This window comes from Phaeobacter piscinae, assembly GCF_002407245.1.
Taxonomy (GTDB): domain Bacteria; phylum Pseudomonadota; class Alphaproteobacteria; order Rhodobacterales; family Rhodobacteraceae; genus Phaeobacter; species Phaeobacter piscinae.
Window position 1 is genome coordinate 113,471 of record NZ_CP010682.1, and the last position, 15,912, is coordinate 129,382.

13 protein-coding genes and 1 tRNA gene are annotated in these 15,912 nt (G+C 52.7%); 9 read left to right on the forward strand and 5 right to left on the reverse strand.

Going from position 1 to position 15,912, the window contains the following annotated elements; genetic code table 11:
* Positions 1-121: 121 nt before the first annotated feature.
* A complete protein-coding gene (locus phaeop14_RS17665; RefSeq protein ID WP_096790422.1) occupies positions 122-1,678 on the reverse strand; it encodes an ABC transporter substrate-binding protein in 1,557 nt (518 codons plus the stop codon).
* A gap of 528 nt (positions 1,679-2,206) precedes the next feature.
* On the opposite strand from phaeop14_RS17665, the gene phaeop14_RS17670 reads away from it, so the two are divergent.
* From phaeop14_RS17670 to phaeop14_RS17680, 3 genes are all read left to right on the forward strand, one after another.
* Positions 2,207-3,130 carry a calcium-binding protein gene (locus phaeop14_RS17670; protein ID WP_040169845.1) on the forward strand — a complete coding sequence of 308 codons (924 nt, stop codon included), beginning with the start codon at positions 2,207-2,209 and terminating at the stop codon, positions 3,128-3,130.
* Positions 3,131-3,252: 122 nt separating this feature from the next.
* The gene (locus tag phaeop14_RS17675) at positions 3,253-3,738 is read left to right on the forward strand and encodes a DUF995 domain-containing protein (protein ID WP_338090142.1); all 486 of its coding nucleotides are present in this window, start codon (positions 3,253-3,255) and stop codon (positions 3,736-3,738) included.
* A gap of 104 nt (positions 3,739-3,842) precedes the next feature.
* Positions 3,843-3,919: transfer RNA gene (locus phaeop14_RS17680), tRNA-Arg, on the forward strand.
* Positions 3,920-4,503: 584 nt separating this feature from the next.
* On the opposite strand, the gene phaeop14_RS17685 is transcribed toward phaeop14_RS17680, so the two are convergent.
* The 3 genes from phaeop14_RS17685 to phaeop14_RS17695 all read right to left on the reverse strand — a co-directional run bounded on the left by phaeop14_RS17685 (position 4,504) and on the right by phaeop14_RS17695 (position 8,355).
* Positions 4,504-5,148, reverse strand: a complete 645-nt coding sequence (locus phaeop14_RS17685) for a hypothetical protein (protein WP_096790423.1) — start codon at positions 5,146-5,148, stop codon at positions 4,504-4,506.
* A gap of 21 nt (positions 5,149-5,169) precedes the next feature.
* The gene (locus tag phaeop14_RS17690; RefSeq protein ID WP_040169852.1) at positions 5,170-6,567 is read right to left on the reverse strand and encodes a selenium-binding protein SBP56-related protein; all 1,398 of its coding nucleotides are present in this window, start codon (positions 6,565-6,567) and stop codon (positions 5,170-5,172) included.
* Positions 6,568-7,362: 795 nt separating this feature from the next.
* Positions 7,363-8,355, reverse strand: a complete 993-nt coding sequence (locus tag phaeop14_RS17695; protein WP_096790424.1) for a nuclear transport factor 2 family protein — start codon at positions 8,353-8,355, stop codon at positions 7,363-7,365.
* A 1,028-nt stretch (positions 8,356-9,383) separates the two neighbouring features.
* Between phaeop14_RS17695 and phaeop14_RS17705 the strand changes: the two genes are divergently transcribed.
* From phaeop14_RS17705 to phaeop14_RS17730, 6 genes are all read left to right on the forward strand, one after another.
* Positions 9,384-10,469: a nuclear transport factor 2 family protein gene (locus phaeop14_RS17705; protein ID WP_096790426.1), complete on the forward strand. Its 1,086-nt coding sequence runs from the start codon at positions 9,384-9,386 to the stop codon at positions 10,467-10,469.
* 28 nt (positions 10,470-10,497) lie between these two features.
* A complete protein-coding gene (locus phaeop14_RS17710; protein WP_096790427.1) occupies positions 10,498-11,727 on the forward strand; it encodes an extracellular solute-binding protein in 1,230 nt (409 codons plus the stop codon).
* A gap of 69 nt (positions 11,728-11,796) precedes the next feature.
* Positions 11,797-12,843 carry a carbohydrate ABC transporter permease gene (locus phaeop14_RS17715; RefSeq protein ID WP_145957412.1) on the forward strand — a complete coding sequence of 349 codons (1,047 nt, stop codon included), beginning with the start codon at positions 11,797-11,799 and terminating at the stop codon, positions 12,841-12,843.
* Complete coding sequence (locus phaeop14_RS17720) at positions 12,840-13,679, forward strand: carbohydrate ABC transporter permease (RefSeq protein ID WP_096790429.1); 840 nt, start codon at positions 12,840-12,842, stop codon at positions 13,677-13,679. The genes phaeop14_RS17715 and phaeop14_RS17720 overlap by 4 nt, the downstream gene beginning before the upstream one ends.
* A 3-nt stretch (positions 13,680-13,682) precedes the next feature.
* Positions 13,683-14,120: an ester cyclase gene (locus tag phaeop14_RS17725; protein ID WP_082035029.1), complete on the forward strand. Its 438-nt coding sequence runs from the start codon at positions 13,683-13,685 to the stop codon at positions 14,118-14,120.
* Positions 14,121-14,146: 26 nt separating this feature from the next.
* The gene (locus phaeop14_RS17730) at positions 14,147-15,172 is read left to right on the forward strand and encodes a LacI family DNA-binding transcriptional regulator (RefSeq protein ID WP_040169865.1); all 1,026 of its coding nucleotides are present in this window, start codon (positions 14,147-14,149) and stop codon (positions 15,170-15,172) included.
* A gap of 214 nt (positions 15,173-15,386) precedes the next feature.
* Here phaeop14_RS17730 and phaeop14_RS20105 read toward each other — a convergent pair whose 3' ends face one another.
* Positions 15,387-15,650 (reverse strand): integrase core domain-containing protein, encoded by a 264-nt coding sequence (locus tag phaeop14_RS20105; protein ID WP_096790430.1) that lies wholly within the window; start codon positions 15,648-15,650, stop codon positions 15,387-15,389.
* Positions 15,651-15,912: the final 262 nt, after the last annotated feature.

Sequence of the window (15,912 nt, forward strand, 5' to 3'; positions counted from 1 at the left end):
GATGGGCACAACGCCATTGACGCCCGGCGGGCGGCAGGGACATGCCCATAAAGAAGTGGTGAAAATCTGGGAAATATTTCGAAAAAGCCGGGGCAGCTCTGCCGCCCCGGCCAGAAACCTATCAGTCGACTTTCAGATCGCCGAAGTAGGGGAAGTTGAGAGCGTTCACGATTTTTTCAGCGTGGACACCGTCGCGCGCACCCCAGGCCAGATTCTGCCAGTGCAGCGGAATGAAGGCGGCTTCTTCATAAAGGATGCCTTCCAGCTTGCGCAGCAACTCACCGCGTTTGGTCTGGTCGGTCGTTGCATTGGCTTCCGCCATCAGCGCATCCGCTTCCGGGTTACAGTAGTTGCCGGAGTTGTACTGGCCGTTGCCGGTGGCTTCATCCGGGCAATGGGTCAGGAACTGGTGGAAGTTCGCTGAGTCTTCGGTATCCGCGTGCCAGCCGATCATCATCATATCTGCCGCACGCTCGTCGAATGTCGGCCAATATTGCGCCTTGGGCATGGTCTGAAGATCAACCTTAATGTTGATTTTAGCCAGCATCGAAGCCACAGCCTGCGCGATTTTGTCATCGTTCACATAGCGGTTGTTCGGCGCCATCATGGTGACCGAGAAGCCATCCGCATAGCCAGCTTCTGCCATCAGAGCTTTGGCCTTCTCCACGTCAAAGCGCGGCGTCAGGCTCTCATCATAACCAAGGTAGCCGGCCGGGCTGGCCTGTGCACCAACGGTACCGAAACCACGCATGATGCGGTCCACGATGCCTGCGTTGTTCACGGCATAGTCGATCGCCTTGCGAACGCGTGCATCTTTGAACGCTTCAACGCGGTTCTGGTTCAGTTGGAACGTGATGATACGTGTGCCAGGCTCGGTGATCAGCGTGGTACCGTCATGCTCCTCAACCCGCTTCAGGTCTGTCGGCGGAACGGGGGCGATAAAATCAACATCGCCTGCCAGCAACGCGGCCACGCGTGTCGGATCTTCCTTGATCGGCGTGAGGATGATCTTGTCGACATTGCCCTCAGAAGCCGTGTCCCAATAACCATCAAAGCGGTCAAAGATAACCTTCACGCCCTGTTCACGCTCGGTGACTGTGAAGGGGCCAGTGCCGGAAAGATTGCGCGAGGCGAAGCTGTCGCCGTGCTTAACCAGTTCAGCCTTGTCTTTGCCGTCCTCGGTGGTGCCGGAGTAAAACTGGCTGTCCATCGGGAAAATATACGTCGCAGTATGCAGGACCAGCGGATAGGGCTCGGATGTTTTCAGATCGAACGTCAGCTCATCCACCACTTCGACGTCGGTGAAAGGTGCAAAGATACCTTTGAAATCAGGGCTGGCCTTCAGACGGTCAAAAGTCCAGTCGACATCAGCCGACGTCAGCGCGTTGCCGCTATGGAAGGTTACACCATCGCGCAGTTTGAAGCGCATTGTGGTGTCGTCAATCTGCTCCCAGCTTTCGGCCAGCCGCGGTGCGAACTGCAGGTCTTTGGTCCAGCGCACCAGCGGGTCAAAAACCATATGCGAAAGCTGCAGCGTGCCACCCGACAACTGCTCATGCGGATCCAGCGAAACCGGATCGGCATCATAGGCGACCTTGATGGTCACTTCCGCCATTGCTGCCGTGCTCAGAGTTGCCGTCAGTGTGGCAACCGCGAGCGTGCTCGCAAAATGTTTCATTATTCGTCCTCCCGTTACGATATTGTTATTTCATCGGTATCGCAGGGCTGGCGAACAATCCAATGCCGATTGCAATGCGGCTATGCAAAATACGTATAGCGAAATATTCTATTACTAATCAATTTCTTACCATCATTATCTCGTTGCCCGCAGCCATCTCGCTATTCCTTTGCCAGATAGGGCAGTCTCTATCCGGGATGGCAGAATCAGCTCCGACAGCGATGCCGAACGTGGCGGCTTGCGCTGAAACTTGCGCACAAGGATCAAGCATCTGCGCCACTTTCTGCCTAGAGCCGCGCGATCCCCGAATAGTCGCACGCCCGAGAATCAGAGCGCATCAAAGGCAAACAGCGCCGAGCGCTCGTCGCCATCTAAGAAACAGTCAATAGCATTGCGGGGTTTTGTACGCGATGGGTGCCTATTAATGTCTCGTTAACCAATATTGTCGGCCAAAAGTTTGCGCGCTGTTCGGAAAAACCCTATCGCTTTTAATCAAATCGTTCCATCCAATGCGAAAGAGAGCCCTCAATGGCAAATGTATTCGTTGCGTCGTTTCCAGGCGTGTCCTCGCTGAGCAACTACTTGGCCTTTGACGGGTTTGAGACCTCTCGTACGTCGTTCGGAACCATCGTCTCGCCTACTGAGCTTGAGCAGACCGGCGAAGATGGTTCAATTCTGCGTCTCGGCGGCGATTTCTCCAGCGACGATCAGGCCGACTGGCAGATATTCTCTATGGATCATTCGCTTGATGGCGCTCCGATCGTTTCGATTTCTGATATCTCGGTAAGCTTCGACCAATTCGTCTCGTTGCGCGCCGAGGACGTCGCAAGGGAGCTTCTGTCCGGCGCAGATCAGATTACCGCGCTATTGAATGATAGTGTTACGGCAATCCGTACTTATGCTGGCGCAGATCAAATTTCGCTTGGCGCCGGCGACGATACGGTCGCGGCCGGTGCTGGTAATGATTTCCTGACCGGAGGGTTGGGAGCTGATGTTCTGCGGGGCGGTTCAGGAGCCGATTCACTGCATGGCAACGGCGGCGACGATGTGCTGCGCGGTGGAGTGGGCCGCGATGTCATCTTTGGTGGCGTTGGAGCTGACCTTCTTGGAGGGGGGCGAGGCAATGATCGCCTGATTGGAGGATCCGGCAGCGACACAATGCGCGGCGGGGCTGGCGTAGATCGCCTGTACGGCGGAACCGGGGATGACGTGCTGACCGGAGGTGACGGGGCTGACATCTTTGTGTTCAACGAGGGCGATCACACAGACCGCATAACTGATTTTGAGCTCGGTGTTGATCGTATCAAACTGGGTCGTGGTGCGGAGAGTATGGACGATGTCGATTTTGGCCAAGTTGGCGATGATGCCGCGATCTATTTTGCCAATGTGACCGTTCTGGTCGAGAATACGGCGTTTTCCGAACTACAACACGCAGACTACTTTTTGTTCTAAAATAGTGGCTGTAGAACCAGATGCCTTAGTCAATCCGGCATTGGTCCAAGGATCTACCGCTCTCTGAGCCGCTTAGACGGCAACAAACGAGCTGAACTTAGGCTCACCGAAGGAGGTAAATGATGACTCTTGTTAAGTGTAAACTTGTTGCCGCAGCCCTTTCCTGCATCCTGCCAATGACGGCAGCTGCCGATCCAATGCCTCGCAGTGCGAAAATCGCAAGTCCACAAAAGATCGCCAAGATCTACTCTGGCAAGACTGAGCTTTGGACCAACAACTGTGGTGGTGGGATCTATTTCGGGCCAGGTGGTCAGGCACGGGCCTGGTGTGCTGATCAAGGTGACAACCTGGGAGCCGGTACGTGGTCCACCGATGCCAACGGTCAGATGTGTCAGGATCTTGTCTGGTATTATCCAAGCGGGCGCCGTGCGGGTGCCAGCTCAAGTGATAGATCCTGCATCAGCCATGTCGTTGATGCGTGGGGCGTCATGTGGCGCAGCTGGCCAAATGACCCAGAATGGTGGCCGATGGGAAAAGACACAGGCCTGGTGCGCGGCTATAAATTCCAGACTCAGGTTCGGCAGACCCGTTCGAAATTGGGCTTCTGATAACTCCGCTGGATTTGGTCTCTTGAAGGGTCGGTGAAAAATCTCTCCGACCCTTCGCTTTTGGCTTGCGCCGCCGCATAACTGCGAATAAACCCCGCAACAGTGGACCGATAGCTCAGCTGGATAGAGTACTTGACTACGAATCAAGGGGTCGGGGGTTCGAATCCTCCTCGGTCCGCCACTTTCTTCCTGTGTAAGGCGACACATGGTTCTGCCACCAGCGACAGAACCTTGCCATTTTCGCCTCACCTTATTCATCCAACGCATAGACCAAACTCATTGATCCTGACTTCTTCTTAGGAACGTTAGGGCTGGTTTGCAGACCAGACGCCGCAGGCGCCTGTTCCTGCTGATCTGCCACTTGGCGAACGCGGGTGAGGGCGAGATAATGCTATTCTGCAATAGTGGTGCTGCCCGCAGGCGCAGCTGAGGGCACGGTGTTGTCTAATAGGCTTGCCCGAGGGGGAAAGCAGAGTCGTACCTCTGATGGCCAGGGGTGAATGGCTCGTCCTAGTTGCGCTGGTCACAAAGCAAGTGTGGCGGTGCGGGCTACGCCGTTACTTTGCGCAAAAACACGCTGTAATCTGAAGGATGATCAGAAAGAAATTCGCCATCGGAGACAAAGCTCTGCGACGGCTGTCTTGCTGGATAAACCTGCCACAAGATTACCCTTTAACAAGGTGTGTTTTGGGCCGCGACATTGTCGAAGGCGATGAATTCCGTTTGGACATGGTTGCAAAAGTGTTCTGCTGATAGCACTGCTGCCTATGCAACTGTGTGCCAGATCGCAATAATCCCAACGACAATCAAGCTAAGCGCCCAGACCACGTCTAGGTTGAACCAAGTCTTTGACAAGAATTTCAAACCAAGCCAGAAATACATCCCAGCGGCAAGCGCCCCACCTGCCAGTATCATCGCAGCTGTGTGAGCAGCGGCGACGGTGAAGGCAAGCCCCACATTGGAGTTCATCAGCGCATAAGCAGCTGTGTGGCCGGCATCGAATTCCGAGACGGCACAGATACCCAAATAGATTGGAACCAGCATCAGCCCTGCGCCATGCGCGAGGGCGGCGAGAAAGGACCACAGCCCCAGGTTGGCCGGGCTAACTCTCGCCAGAAATCGTGGATGGCGGCGGTTGATCAATAAGTAGATGCCAAGGGAGGCAACTAAGAAGCCCGCGCCGACACGGATGTGAGCCTCATATTCGACCAGCGTCAGCATCATTGAAAATGGAAGCAGGACCGCAGTCATTGCAATAAAGTGACCCATGGCGAGGGCCGCGAGTGCGTGCAGGAGAGCAGATGATTTCTGCTCAAATAGCGCGGCTGAGACAGCGAGGGGCCAGCCCATGCCTGGGTTCATGCCATGATAGAAGCCGGAGGCGATGATGGCCCACCACAGGGCCGTCATCGATGCTGCGCTTTCCAAGTCTTAAACGTTTGGGTAGCAAAAGCTGTCGGTTGAACAGTCGCCGCCCTCCAGCCGAATTTGGTGAGACCTGAGGCCTTTAGGAAACTCGACATAGAAGTTCTTGTCGAGGTAAAAGCCGTTCTCGTCATTGTGGGCCATGATCATCTGACCGCCTTCATCGTTTGGATAGAACTGATCATCCCAGGTGGAATACAGCGAATTGGTCCAAAAGACCCTTTTGCCATCGCGGCTGATTTCTACCATTTGCGGGCCGTAAACGAAGGGCTTGCCGTTGGGGTGATCTGTGCCCTTGGCAATGCCGCCAACTTCGACTTTCCCGGCCAGAACCGGGTTTAGCGGGTCGGACACATCATACTGGTGCATTTCGCCTAAGCCCCAGCACGCGACGTAAAGGTATTTGTCATCGAGGCTAAGATCGATATCTGTGACCAGCGGTGGCACCGCACCAAAACCTTGCAAAAGCGGTGGAAGATTTTCCGGATCTTCGGGGCGTGGGTCGATAGTGATAACTTTCTTGGCCTGCCAGGTGCCGTCATCATCACGCCACCATGTAAAGATCGCACCTTGAAGGTTGGTCGTATCCACCACCACGCCGCAGAAGCCATAGGACTTAGCGGGGTCGTGGGCTGGTCTGATTTCAAGCGCCATCTGGTAGTTTTCGCCAAAGTCGATGGTCTGGATGTTTTTGCGCTTCCGCAGGTCCCAGAAATGGATGGAATGGCCGTATTTGTTAGAAAGCAAATCCTCGGGAACGACACCGTTCTCAAACTGTGGTGGAAGGCCCCATTCGGACGAGACCATGTAGTCTTGCGGCAGATTCCACCAGAAATCGTAGTGCTTGTCCTGCTTGCCGCGGTCCATTTCATAGCGGCCGATAATCTCGAACGTCTCGCAATCCATGATGAAGATGCCAGGAGGGCCATCGGTCCCATCTTCGCCGCCGCCGCCTAGAGTCGAGACATATATACCCTCAGGGCCACAATGGATGGTGTGCGGGCGGGAGTAGCCTGTCTTGGCAAAAACCTCTTCGGGCTCGATCGTCTTGTGGATCTTGGCTTTTAGCGGGTCTTTAACGTCAATGATGTAGATGCGCGAGGAGCGGATGCCCGGCACGATCAGATAACGGCGCTCAAGGAAAGCGTGACCTGTCAAAGGGGATAGGGCCGAGGAACATGCATTCCAGCCAAAGTGGTGAAATTCGTCGCCTTTGTGGGGGACTATGACCTGATGAACAATCTCGCCATAGAACTTAGACTTGGGGTTCACGTCAACAACCGCAATGCCGTCGGATTGTGACCCGTCTGGGCTCAGCATTATGGTAAAGGCGTAGTTCTCGGTGGGTGCGGCCATTGCTAGCTGCGGCGTGGCGTGGAACGTGGGGTCAGGTCTTAAGTTCATGGTCTTTCCTCCCGAAAAGTCAGTGATATTTGTATAACTAGATGCGGACCTCTTCGTAATCGGCGTCGATAGTCGGGGTCGCCAGTCAGGCGGCCCACACTCGAAATTCAATTGTCTGACATTCGAATTCGAATTGCCTATGCTTTGCAAGATTTTTCTTGACGCTGGCTATATTGCGGAAAAGATCAGACATTGGTGCATGTCGCTGTATCGGTTATTTTGTGCTCATCACTGAACATATGGCCTAAACCACGCCGGCCGTGGTTTGTAGTATTACACTAAACACCAACTGGTTGCTGAGACAGTCATCCGAGATACAGGTGGCCGAAAATCGGCATGTGCGACAAACCCGGCTTTGCTGCTTGCTATTTTAAAGTCGAATTCGCCAGTTTCGCGAGAGGCGCAGGGCGGCCTTTGCCGGGTGGAGCGCCCATCCCGCGCAGGAAGGCATGTCGACAGACGTTATCGCCATGCTTATGAGCAATGTCAGAATCGGCTAGGGGGGCTCTGCTCTGGTAAAATCATGTCATACGTGCCTTTAAGCGCTTTGATTGACTTCGATTAGGGGGCGAGAACTCTGGTAGATGCAGTTGTGAGCACGATAGGCGTGCGGATACGTTCGGGATCGGAACCCGCCGACGCAAGCAAGTTGCAAAGCTAGCTTGCTGAACTCAACGAGCTCCACCCTTCTAAACAAGACAAAATAGCTGTCTACAAATCCCGCTCGATTGCTTCATATGGGGCGGGTGCTTTGCTCTGTGGGCGCCAGCACTAAAAGGGATGCCAACAAGGTGACTAACCGCGCATATGGGGGATGCGCCCAAGTATGTCAGCACCCTGCTGATTCCAAAAGTGCAGCAGGTCAATAAAAATCCAGTTTTCTGTCAGTTTGTCACCGGATCGTCGGTACATGTCTATCACGCGCATATCACTTGCCTTATCCGATGCAGGCATCCCCATGAATCCGCCCGATGGTTTGAGCGTCAGATTTGGCCACCCAAAGAAGCCTCCAAACTCACCTTCTGCAATGCGGGCAATGTGGCCGTTGAACGTGCGATCAGCCAACCCGTCTCGGAAGGGACCGGCGTGCTGTTTGATGTAACGCTCGATTGTATAAGTGGCACCGATGCCAGTCGGCCCCCACCAGATCATGTCGTCATTCCAGCTGCGTGGTAACTCTACTTCAAGGCCCAGTTCTTCGCGCCCTGTCCAGTCGCGAATGTCGTTGATCATGAAGTCGATTGCGGCCTTTGTTTTATGACCTTCTTCGGGGTTCTGGGCATCGAACATGACGCCGGTATGCGTCATTGGAGCGGGGTGTACCAAGTGCGCTCCGGTTTGTGACGCGAACAAACGCAAACCAGCCTGCGCTGCAAGGTGGGGGATATCAAAAAACATTGCCGTCTCGATTATCTCGCCCCCTTCGACACGGTGGAACTCTGCATAACGCAGCATTGCAATCTTGTTGGTGGGCGGAATGTTCAACCATGGTTCATCGAACAGCCCCATCAGATGTCCCATCGACGCAACCCAGACACCTCCGGCATCGAGTTGGTTTTCACCAGCCATGAAGATATCCAACCGGCGCTGCATTCGGCGCAGAGAGTTTTGAAGGGGTTCCCAGAACCGTTTGGCAACTTCGACCGGATCATGAATTTCATGGAACGGATGATAACCACGCCAGATGGCGTCAGGTGAAAAGTAGGTTTTGGCGGCAGCCACGGCACCTTCGTCCAGCGCAGCAAAATAGCGACGAACAAGATCTTTAGCAGATTGTAAATCAGACATATTCACCTCTCAGTTCTTAAGGGTGTCTGGCGGGCAATCCGTCAGACTGCGCCGCGGGTTAGGCCGCGTATTGTTTCGCTTAAGTGACTTTAAACTCAGGTCGAAATCGTCAAAAAACTGCACCTCCTGCTCGATGGCATGTTGTACAAAAGTCGTCCGGTTGCCTGTTGTATGTATGGAGCTCAGGGATTTGGCCGTCTTAGTTGTTCCATCCGGGCTAGGGCGTCGACTCCGAGTTTTTTTGGTAAATGTACAGCAAGTCTACCAATGCCCAGTTTTTTGCGAATGAAATCGCCCTCCCTGCGTCAAAAATCCAATCCGCGAATATCCAGGGTTTATCGCGTTGGTAGAGGACCCAAGAGCCCGTCGCCGACCAGAGTTTGCTGCATGGCAGGCCAACCCACTTCTCCAATGTAGGAACCATCACCAATGAAGTGGCAAAGATCATGGTATTTCTGATCACTCCAGCTTGGTATTTCAGCGGCCCATTGCTTCATGGGCCACTGTCAAGTCAACCCCCAACTGTCTCCATAGCCAATACTGATCAATGAAGATCCAGTACTCGGCCGACTTGTCACTGTCCTTTCTCGTTGGATCGGCAATACGCCTGTCCGCAGATCTATTGCCGCTGACTTTGAGCCTCACGCATCCGCCTTTTGGCTGGATCGTCAGGCAAGGACAGGCGGGAATATCATCACAGGCGCACGGACAAAGGCAACGCTGACCGCTCTTAAAGTGAGCAAATGAACTTGCATCATGAAGCTGATACAAGTCGAAATCCCTGTATTTAGATGCATACGTATGCGCATCATCTGTAAGTTCGCTCAATAAATCAATAGCTAAAAATATTATATGACTTAGCTTTGCCCGCTATCTCGATACTAGCTCTTGACGGAACCAGATATTTTTTGAATTTTAAAGCATACGTATGCGGTTTAGAATCGATGAGGGCGCCGTGACACAAAAACCTAAACTTCCTGAAGATACTTCAGCCGCATATTCGATTCAGTCCCTTGAAAGACGAACATATGCCGGCGGATTACTCGATCTCTCTGGAAGAGTATCGACGCGGCGGAACGAAGGAATTCCTGGGGAAAGAACCCGAACACCTGGCCACGCAGGCGATGAGAGGGTTTGACGACAAATATAAGAATATTGTCGACTACATTGTCCGAATAACGCATCAGATCTGGGAAGAAAAAGACATCGGCTGTATCTATGATACCTACAGCCATGACTGCCGCGTTTGGGACGATGTCGGGCTGCAATACGGGCGCGACAAGATCGTCGAAGATACCGTTCATACTAACAATGCGATCCCTGACATACGGCTTATCGCGGACGAGGTGATTTGGGCCGGTAATGACGACGTGAGTTTTCATACCTCACATCGCACGATGATCATGGGAACCAACACAGGTTACTCGCGCTTCGGGCCCCCTACCAATCGGCCCCTTCGGCTGTTCTGCATCGCCAATTGTGTCGTACGAGACAACGAAATTTATGACGAACACGTTGCCTATGACACTGCTGCACTGATCCAGCAAATGGGCTTTGACGTAGGCGAAGTAGCCAGACAAATTGCCTCGCAACGGCCGCAAGGGCCGTTTGCTCCGAACTTTGCTGCCAGCGAGCCGAAGCGATTGGCCGGTCAGGCGTTTCCTGAACGTTACCCCATCCCGGATGTAGTTGATGGAAACATACGAGACTTCGTTAATGCGGCATTTGAGAGCATTTGGAATCACAGGAACTTTGCTGCGATGGATCAGGTTTATGAACCGGACGTCGTTTTCGAAGGCTCTACAAGTAGGGTCTACCGTGGGGTAGGCCAAATGCGCTCACATGTACTGTCGATGATCGCTATGTTCCCAAACATACGTATTGCCGTCGATGACATTTATTGGATGGGCAATGCCAAAGACGGGTATCTCGTATCAATTCGTTGGGGTGGTGTCGGCGCGCACCGCGGAAACGGCCCATACGGTGAACCCACCGGAAAAGAAGCTCATGTCTGGGGCATCACTCAGTGGCATATTCATAACAATAAGGTCCAGAAAGAATGGACTGTTTTCAATGAGTTCGGGGTTCTGATGCAGATACTGGGAGACACCTAACGGCGACTGCGGCAACAAGGAGGTTGATATGAAACTGAAACACATACTACCAGCATTGGCCATCGGACTGAGCCCGATGGCGGCTTCGGCCGAATGTACGATCGAAGGTACGGGTGAAGTGAATGTCTTGTCCAACTTCTTCGAAGCGCTAGAAGTTTTGGCTGCAGAAATGGAAACCTGCGAGCGGGCCGGCCTTGTCGTCGAAACCAAACTGACCACGGATCACAAGGAAGAAACGAATAAAGCGTTTGAATCGTCGACGTCCCCTTGGGACGCAGCTGCCGTCGCAAATAGTTCAATAACTCTGCTCCAGGCTAAGGGACAACTTCGCCCATTGAATGATCTGGTCGAGAAGTACCGGGAAAAATACGACATTGAGGAGGGGATGCTGATCCGTTTTGGCGACGACATCATGGCGATTGCCTTCATGGTCAACGCTCAACACCTGTTCTACCGCAAAGACATCTTTGAAGAGAACAACATCGCTGTGCCGACCACTTGGGATGAGGTTCTGGAGGCATCCGAAAAACTCAAGCAAGCTGGGATCGAACACCCCTATGGCGCAGCCTTTGGCAACAGCTGGGAATTGGCGAATGAGTACGTCAACATGCTCCTGGCAAATGGTGGCACATTCTTCGACCCAGAGACATCCGACTCTACTTTCGAAACGCCAGAAGCAGTCGCGGCGTTGGAGAAAATGGGCGCACTCTATAGGTACATGTCTCCAAATTCGATGTCGATGGACTTCGGTGACGTGAAGCGTCAATTGCAACAAGGTGATGTGGCGATGGCCGTTATGTGGGGCAATGAAGCCTCGGGAATGGACAATCCAGACGAAAGCACCGTGGTTGGCCAGATTGGATTTGCCCAGTCCCCTATCATGGTCGAAGGCGGAGCTCCTTCATCGACATTCTGGTGGGATGGCTACGTAATGCCAATGAACCTCGATGGTGATCCAGATCTGACGTTCCAAGTGCTGATGCACGCAATGCGAGCGGAAACGGTCGAAGAGAACAACGATGTAACTCTCTGGATTCGTTCGGCGTATGAGCCAGGCCAATACACTGCGGCTATCACTGACACGGTTGTTGCAGGCGCGCCTCCTTATCCGATGAACCCGCAAGCTGCGCTGGCGCATTCGGCCCTGGGTGAAAACATCGCGGACTTTATTGTTGGCAAAGAAAGCGCCCAAGACTCTCTGGCCGATGCAACAAAGGCGTACCGCACTGCGGCGCGTGACCAGGGCCTGTTGAAGTAGGTCCTACTCCCTGGTGCCAGCTACGTCGACACGATTTGGCTGGCATCAAACTTTTGACGGGATAGTTCAGTGAAGCGCTCTACTTTCTTTTCATTCGTTGCACCGTCTTTGGTGTCCATGCTGCTGCTTATCGCGCTCCCCCTTGTCGCGATTGTCTATCTCGCATTGTATCAATCCTTTACTCAAACTGAACTGAAAGAGGTTAAGACTGAGGTACCTCTGTTTGGGGGGTTAACACGGGAAGTTACCCGAATGGTTCCACAATCGGTACTGGATGCAGATGGCAATCCGGTAAAGGTCTGGCAATATGTCGGTGGACAAAACTTGGAAAACGCTATCGATGTGGAGGGCCTAAAGGCCTCCGTTGATGGGGCCAAAATTGAAACCCCCAGAGAGTTTGTCAAAGCGCTTTATCGAGAAATCAGTGACGTAGATTTCTGGTCCGCGCTTGAATTCACATTGCTTTATACGTTTGTCACGACACCGATCATACTGATCCTAGGGTTCGGTCTCGCCCTAGCAACCAATCGAGTAACGCTGCAACTGCGTGGGTCGGTTGTGTTTGTGACGCTTCTGCCGATGATCGTAACCCCGGTTGTCTCGTCCCTCGCGGTTTATTGGTTGTTCATTGATGGCGGTGTTGTCGTAGCGACATTAGAGGCCATGGGCTTCGGCAAGTTCTACTTTCTTGCAGATCAGGTCACGATACGACTTGTAATCATCGCCTACGGAGTTTGGTTTGCTGCACCCTTCGCGTTCATCATACTATATGCGGGGTTGCAAACGGTACCGGAAGAGCCGCTAGAGGCGGCGATCATAGACGGCGCAACGCCATGGCAACGTGTTCGATACATCGTAATCCCCTACCTGTCTCCATTGTTCGCCGTAATCACACTGATCCATGTGATGGACAGTTACCGGGTGTTCGAGCCCGTTCTGGTATTCGGGTCGCGTGTCTTCGCGAATTCGGTACAGTATCTAACCTACTACACACTTGTTTTTGAGGGAAATATCCACAAATCGGCGGCTTATGCCGTGCTTACGGTGGCTGGGGTCGTTGTGTTGTTGATACCGATCATGATCCGGACTTACAAAGACCAGAAAGCCAAAAAATGAGACCAGCGAAACTCAACCTTGCGTCTCGAGTATCGATCAACCTTGGCCTTTGGTTCTGGTTTTTTGCCGCGCTGCTCCCGTTTTTTTGGATGTTCCTCATCTCTCTGCGCAAACCTGTAGACGCGTTTTCGACCCCGCCAAAACTACTGGCGCCAATGACTTTGGAGAATTTCAGACATATCTGGGTTGAAGACGGTTTCTGGCAGTATGCAATAAACACGACCATCGTAACCACTTCGACCGTAGTCGTTTCACTCACAATTGCCTGTTTGGCGGCATATGCTTTGTCGCGTTACCGCGGGTCACTTGGGTTTTGGCTGTTGATGGCCGCGATGGTGTTTCGCGCAATGCCGCACATTGTGTTGCTGACAGCCTATCGCCCGGCCTTTTTTGAGCTGGGAATCTGGAGCCGATACGAGACACTCATCATTGTCCTTGTTGCTATTAACCAACCGTTCACAATCTGGATGTTGCGTGCCTTTTTCATGAATATACCACAGGAACTGGACGAAGCTGCGCTGGTTGATGGTTGCAATCGGTGGCAGGCTTTCTTTCGTGTGATTGTGCCTGTCATGTGGCCGGGTATCGTGACTGCCGGCTTGTTCTCATTCCTTCTGGCCTACAACGACTTTATTATCTCCAGTCAACTCATGAACGGTGATATGGCCACTATGACCGCGTCTCTTGGCAGTTACATGGGCCAGAACCAAAGCCTCGCGCGGCTGATGCACGGGATCGCCGGGGCCGTCTCAATCACCATATCCATCATTGTTTTGGTTTTTGTTTTCCAGAAACAAATCGTGTCTGGGATGACCGCAGGTGCAGTGAAAGGATGAGACATGACTGCTGAATCTAACCTCAAACTTATACAAGATATGTATGTAGCGTTGAACGCTCAGGATCTTGATGCGCATGACCAGTATTGGCATGAGGATATGATCTGGCACGGACCGCCGGGTTTCGGCGACATCCATGGCCGCGAACGCTTCAAATATGACGTTCTTGCCGAATTCTACAAAGCATTTCCCGACTACCATGTCAGTCACGAGATTGAGTTCGCCAACGAAACATGGATTGCTGGGACCGGATATCTGACCGGCCACCAACATGGTGAATATCTGGGTCTGCCACCCACCGGTCTACCGGTAAAGATGCGCTTTTCGGATTTCTGGCTGGTGGTCGATGGTAAACTGAAAGAAAACTGGGTAATGGTTGACCACGTCGATACGTTCAAGCAATTGGGTGTCGATCTGATGGCAGTTGTCAAGAAAAGCTAATGCAAAACGGGTTGGCGTGAGTTCCTTTGAAAAAGTCCAAGGTTACCTCAATTGATGTTGCGCGCCATGCTGGCGTCTCTCAATCTGCGGTGAGCCGTGCATTTTCCCGCACGCCGACCCAATCGGGTGTTTCCCCTGAAACAAAGAAGCGCATTCTCAAGTCCGCGGACGAGCTGGGGTACCGGCCTAATGCCATTGCGCGTTCGCTTATCACGCAAAGATCAAACATAGTCGCGCTTCTATTCAGTTATCTGGACAACCAGTTCTACGCGCTCGCGCTTGAGAAACTCTGCATAGAGCTACAAAAAATCGGGTTCCACGCACTGGTTTTCATGATGCCCAGTACAGATGAAGGCGTTGAGGACACTGTATCTCAATTGCTGGAATACCAGGTCGACGGAATCATCACGGCATCTGTCGAGCTTTCATCAACTCTCGTCAAATTCTGTTCTCAGCGCGATATCCCAGTAGTAATGTTCAACCGTTTTCAGGAACATGATGGCATTGCCAGCGTTACAACAGACAATGTCGCAGGCGGACGTATGGCTGCGCGGCATCTGCTGAAAACGGGGCATCAACACATTGCACTTCTGTCCGGGTGGGAGCGGTCATCTACAAGCCGTGATCGAAAATTTGGCTTTGAGGCTGAGCTTCGGGAAAGTGACCGCAATCTTTTTGCACATGAAGTCGGTCACTTTGATCTCGATAGAACTGGAGCAGCGATTCGAAAGATGTTTGGCGGCTCGAAGGAAACGCATCCGGATGCCCTTTTTGTGGCAAACGACTATATGGCGATCGAAGCGATCAGCATTTTGCGTAGCGAGCTAAATATCAGCATTCCAAACGATCTTTCAGTTATCGGGTTCGATGACATCCCTATGGCTTCTATGCCTGAGTTTTCTCTTACTACGCTAAGACAGCCCGTTAACAATATGGTTGCCAACGCGGTTCGCCAGATTAACGAGCTGGTGAGAGGCAAAACCATCGAAGTTGAGAACATAGCGTTGGCACCAAAGCTCATTGAACGAAATACCGTTCAGTCGCGTAATTGAACCGAGTCGTAGAACCTGAATGATTGCCGGGTCAAACACTTGCAGTTCAGACAGAGCAGAGATCGTGCGGGCTTTGTGTTGTCTCTGCCCATAAGATCTCTTTCCCAATCGAAGTGATTTTTTACACTCGAAGTCGCGGGATCCGTTGGCCTGAGCCCCACGGTCCCTCCAACTTTGCGCGGAGCCTTGGGGTTAGATCTCTGGCGTTAGGCCGCTATCTTGTCCCTTGTCTTTCTCTGCAGAAGTTCCATCGATGTCCTGTTGCCCATGCTGAAGGGGGTCCGCGCCAGTTGAAATCCTCTTGCCATTCTTCAACTGTGTTGCAGGCATGGCGAAATGTTGCGAGCAGCGTTTTTCTGAGGCCCTCGTCTCGCAGTTTTCCGTTGAAGCTGTTGATGAAGCCATTCTGCCGGGGCTTTACTGGCGCGATGAAATGCCGATCGATGCCCGTTTTCTTCACCCAGTTGAGGATCGCCATGCGGGTGAACTAAGTGCCGTTGCCCGACATGGCTGTCTTCGCCATGCCGGTTCAGCGATGATCTGACTCAGTTCACATGCAACGCGGTGGCCAGACAACGACGTATCAGTCACCAGAACCAAGTTTTCACGACTGAAGTAATCACCGGATGAGCCTGTCTCTATACTTCGTTTCATCTGACCTAATGAAGTCAGGTGCCATCTCCGTGAACGCCGCGAGCATTATAGTACAGGCATGCGACCAAGGCAGGAGGCAAGGGGTG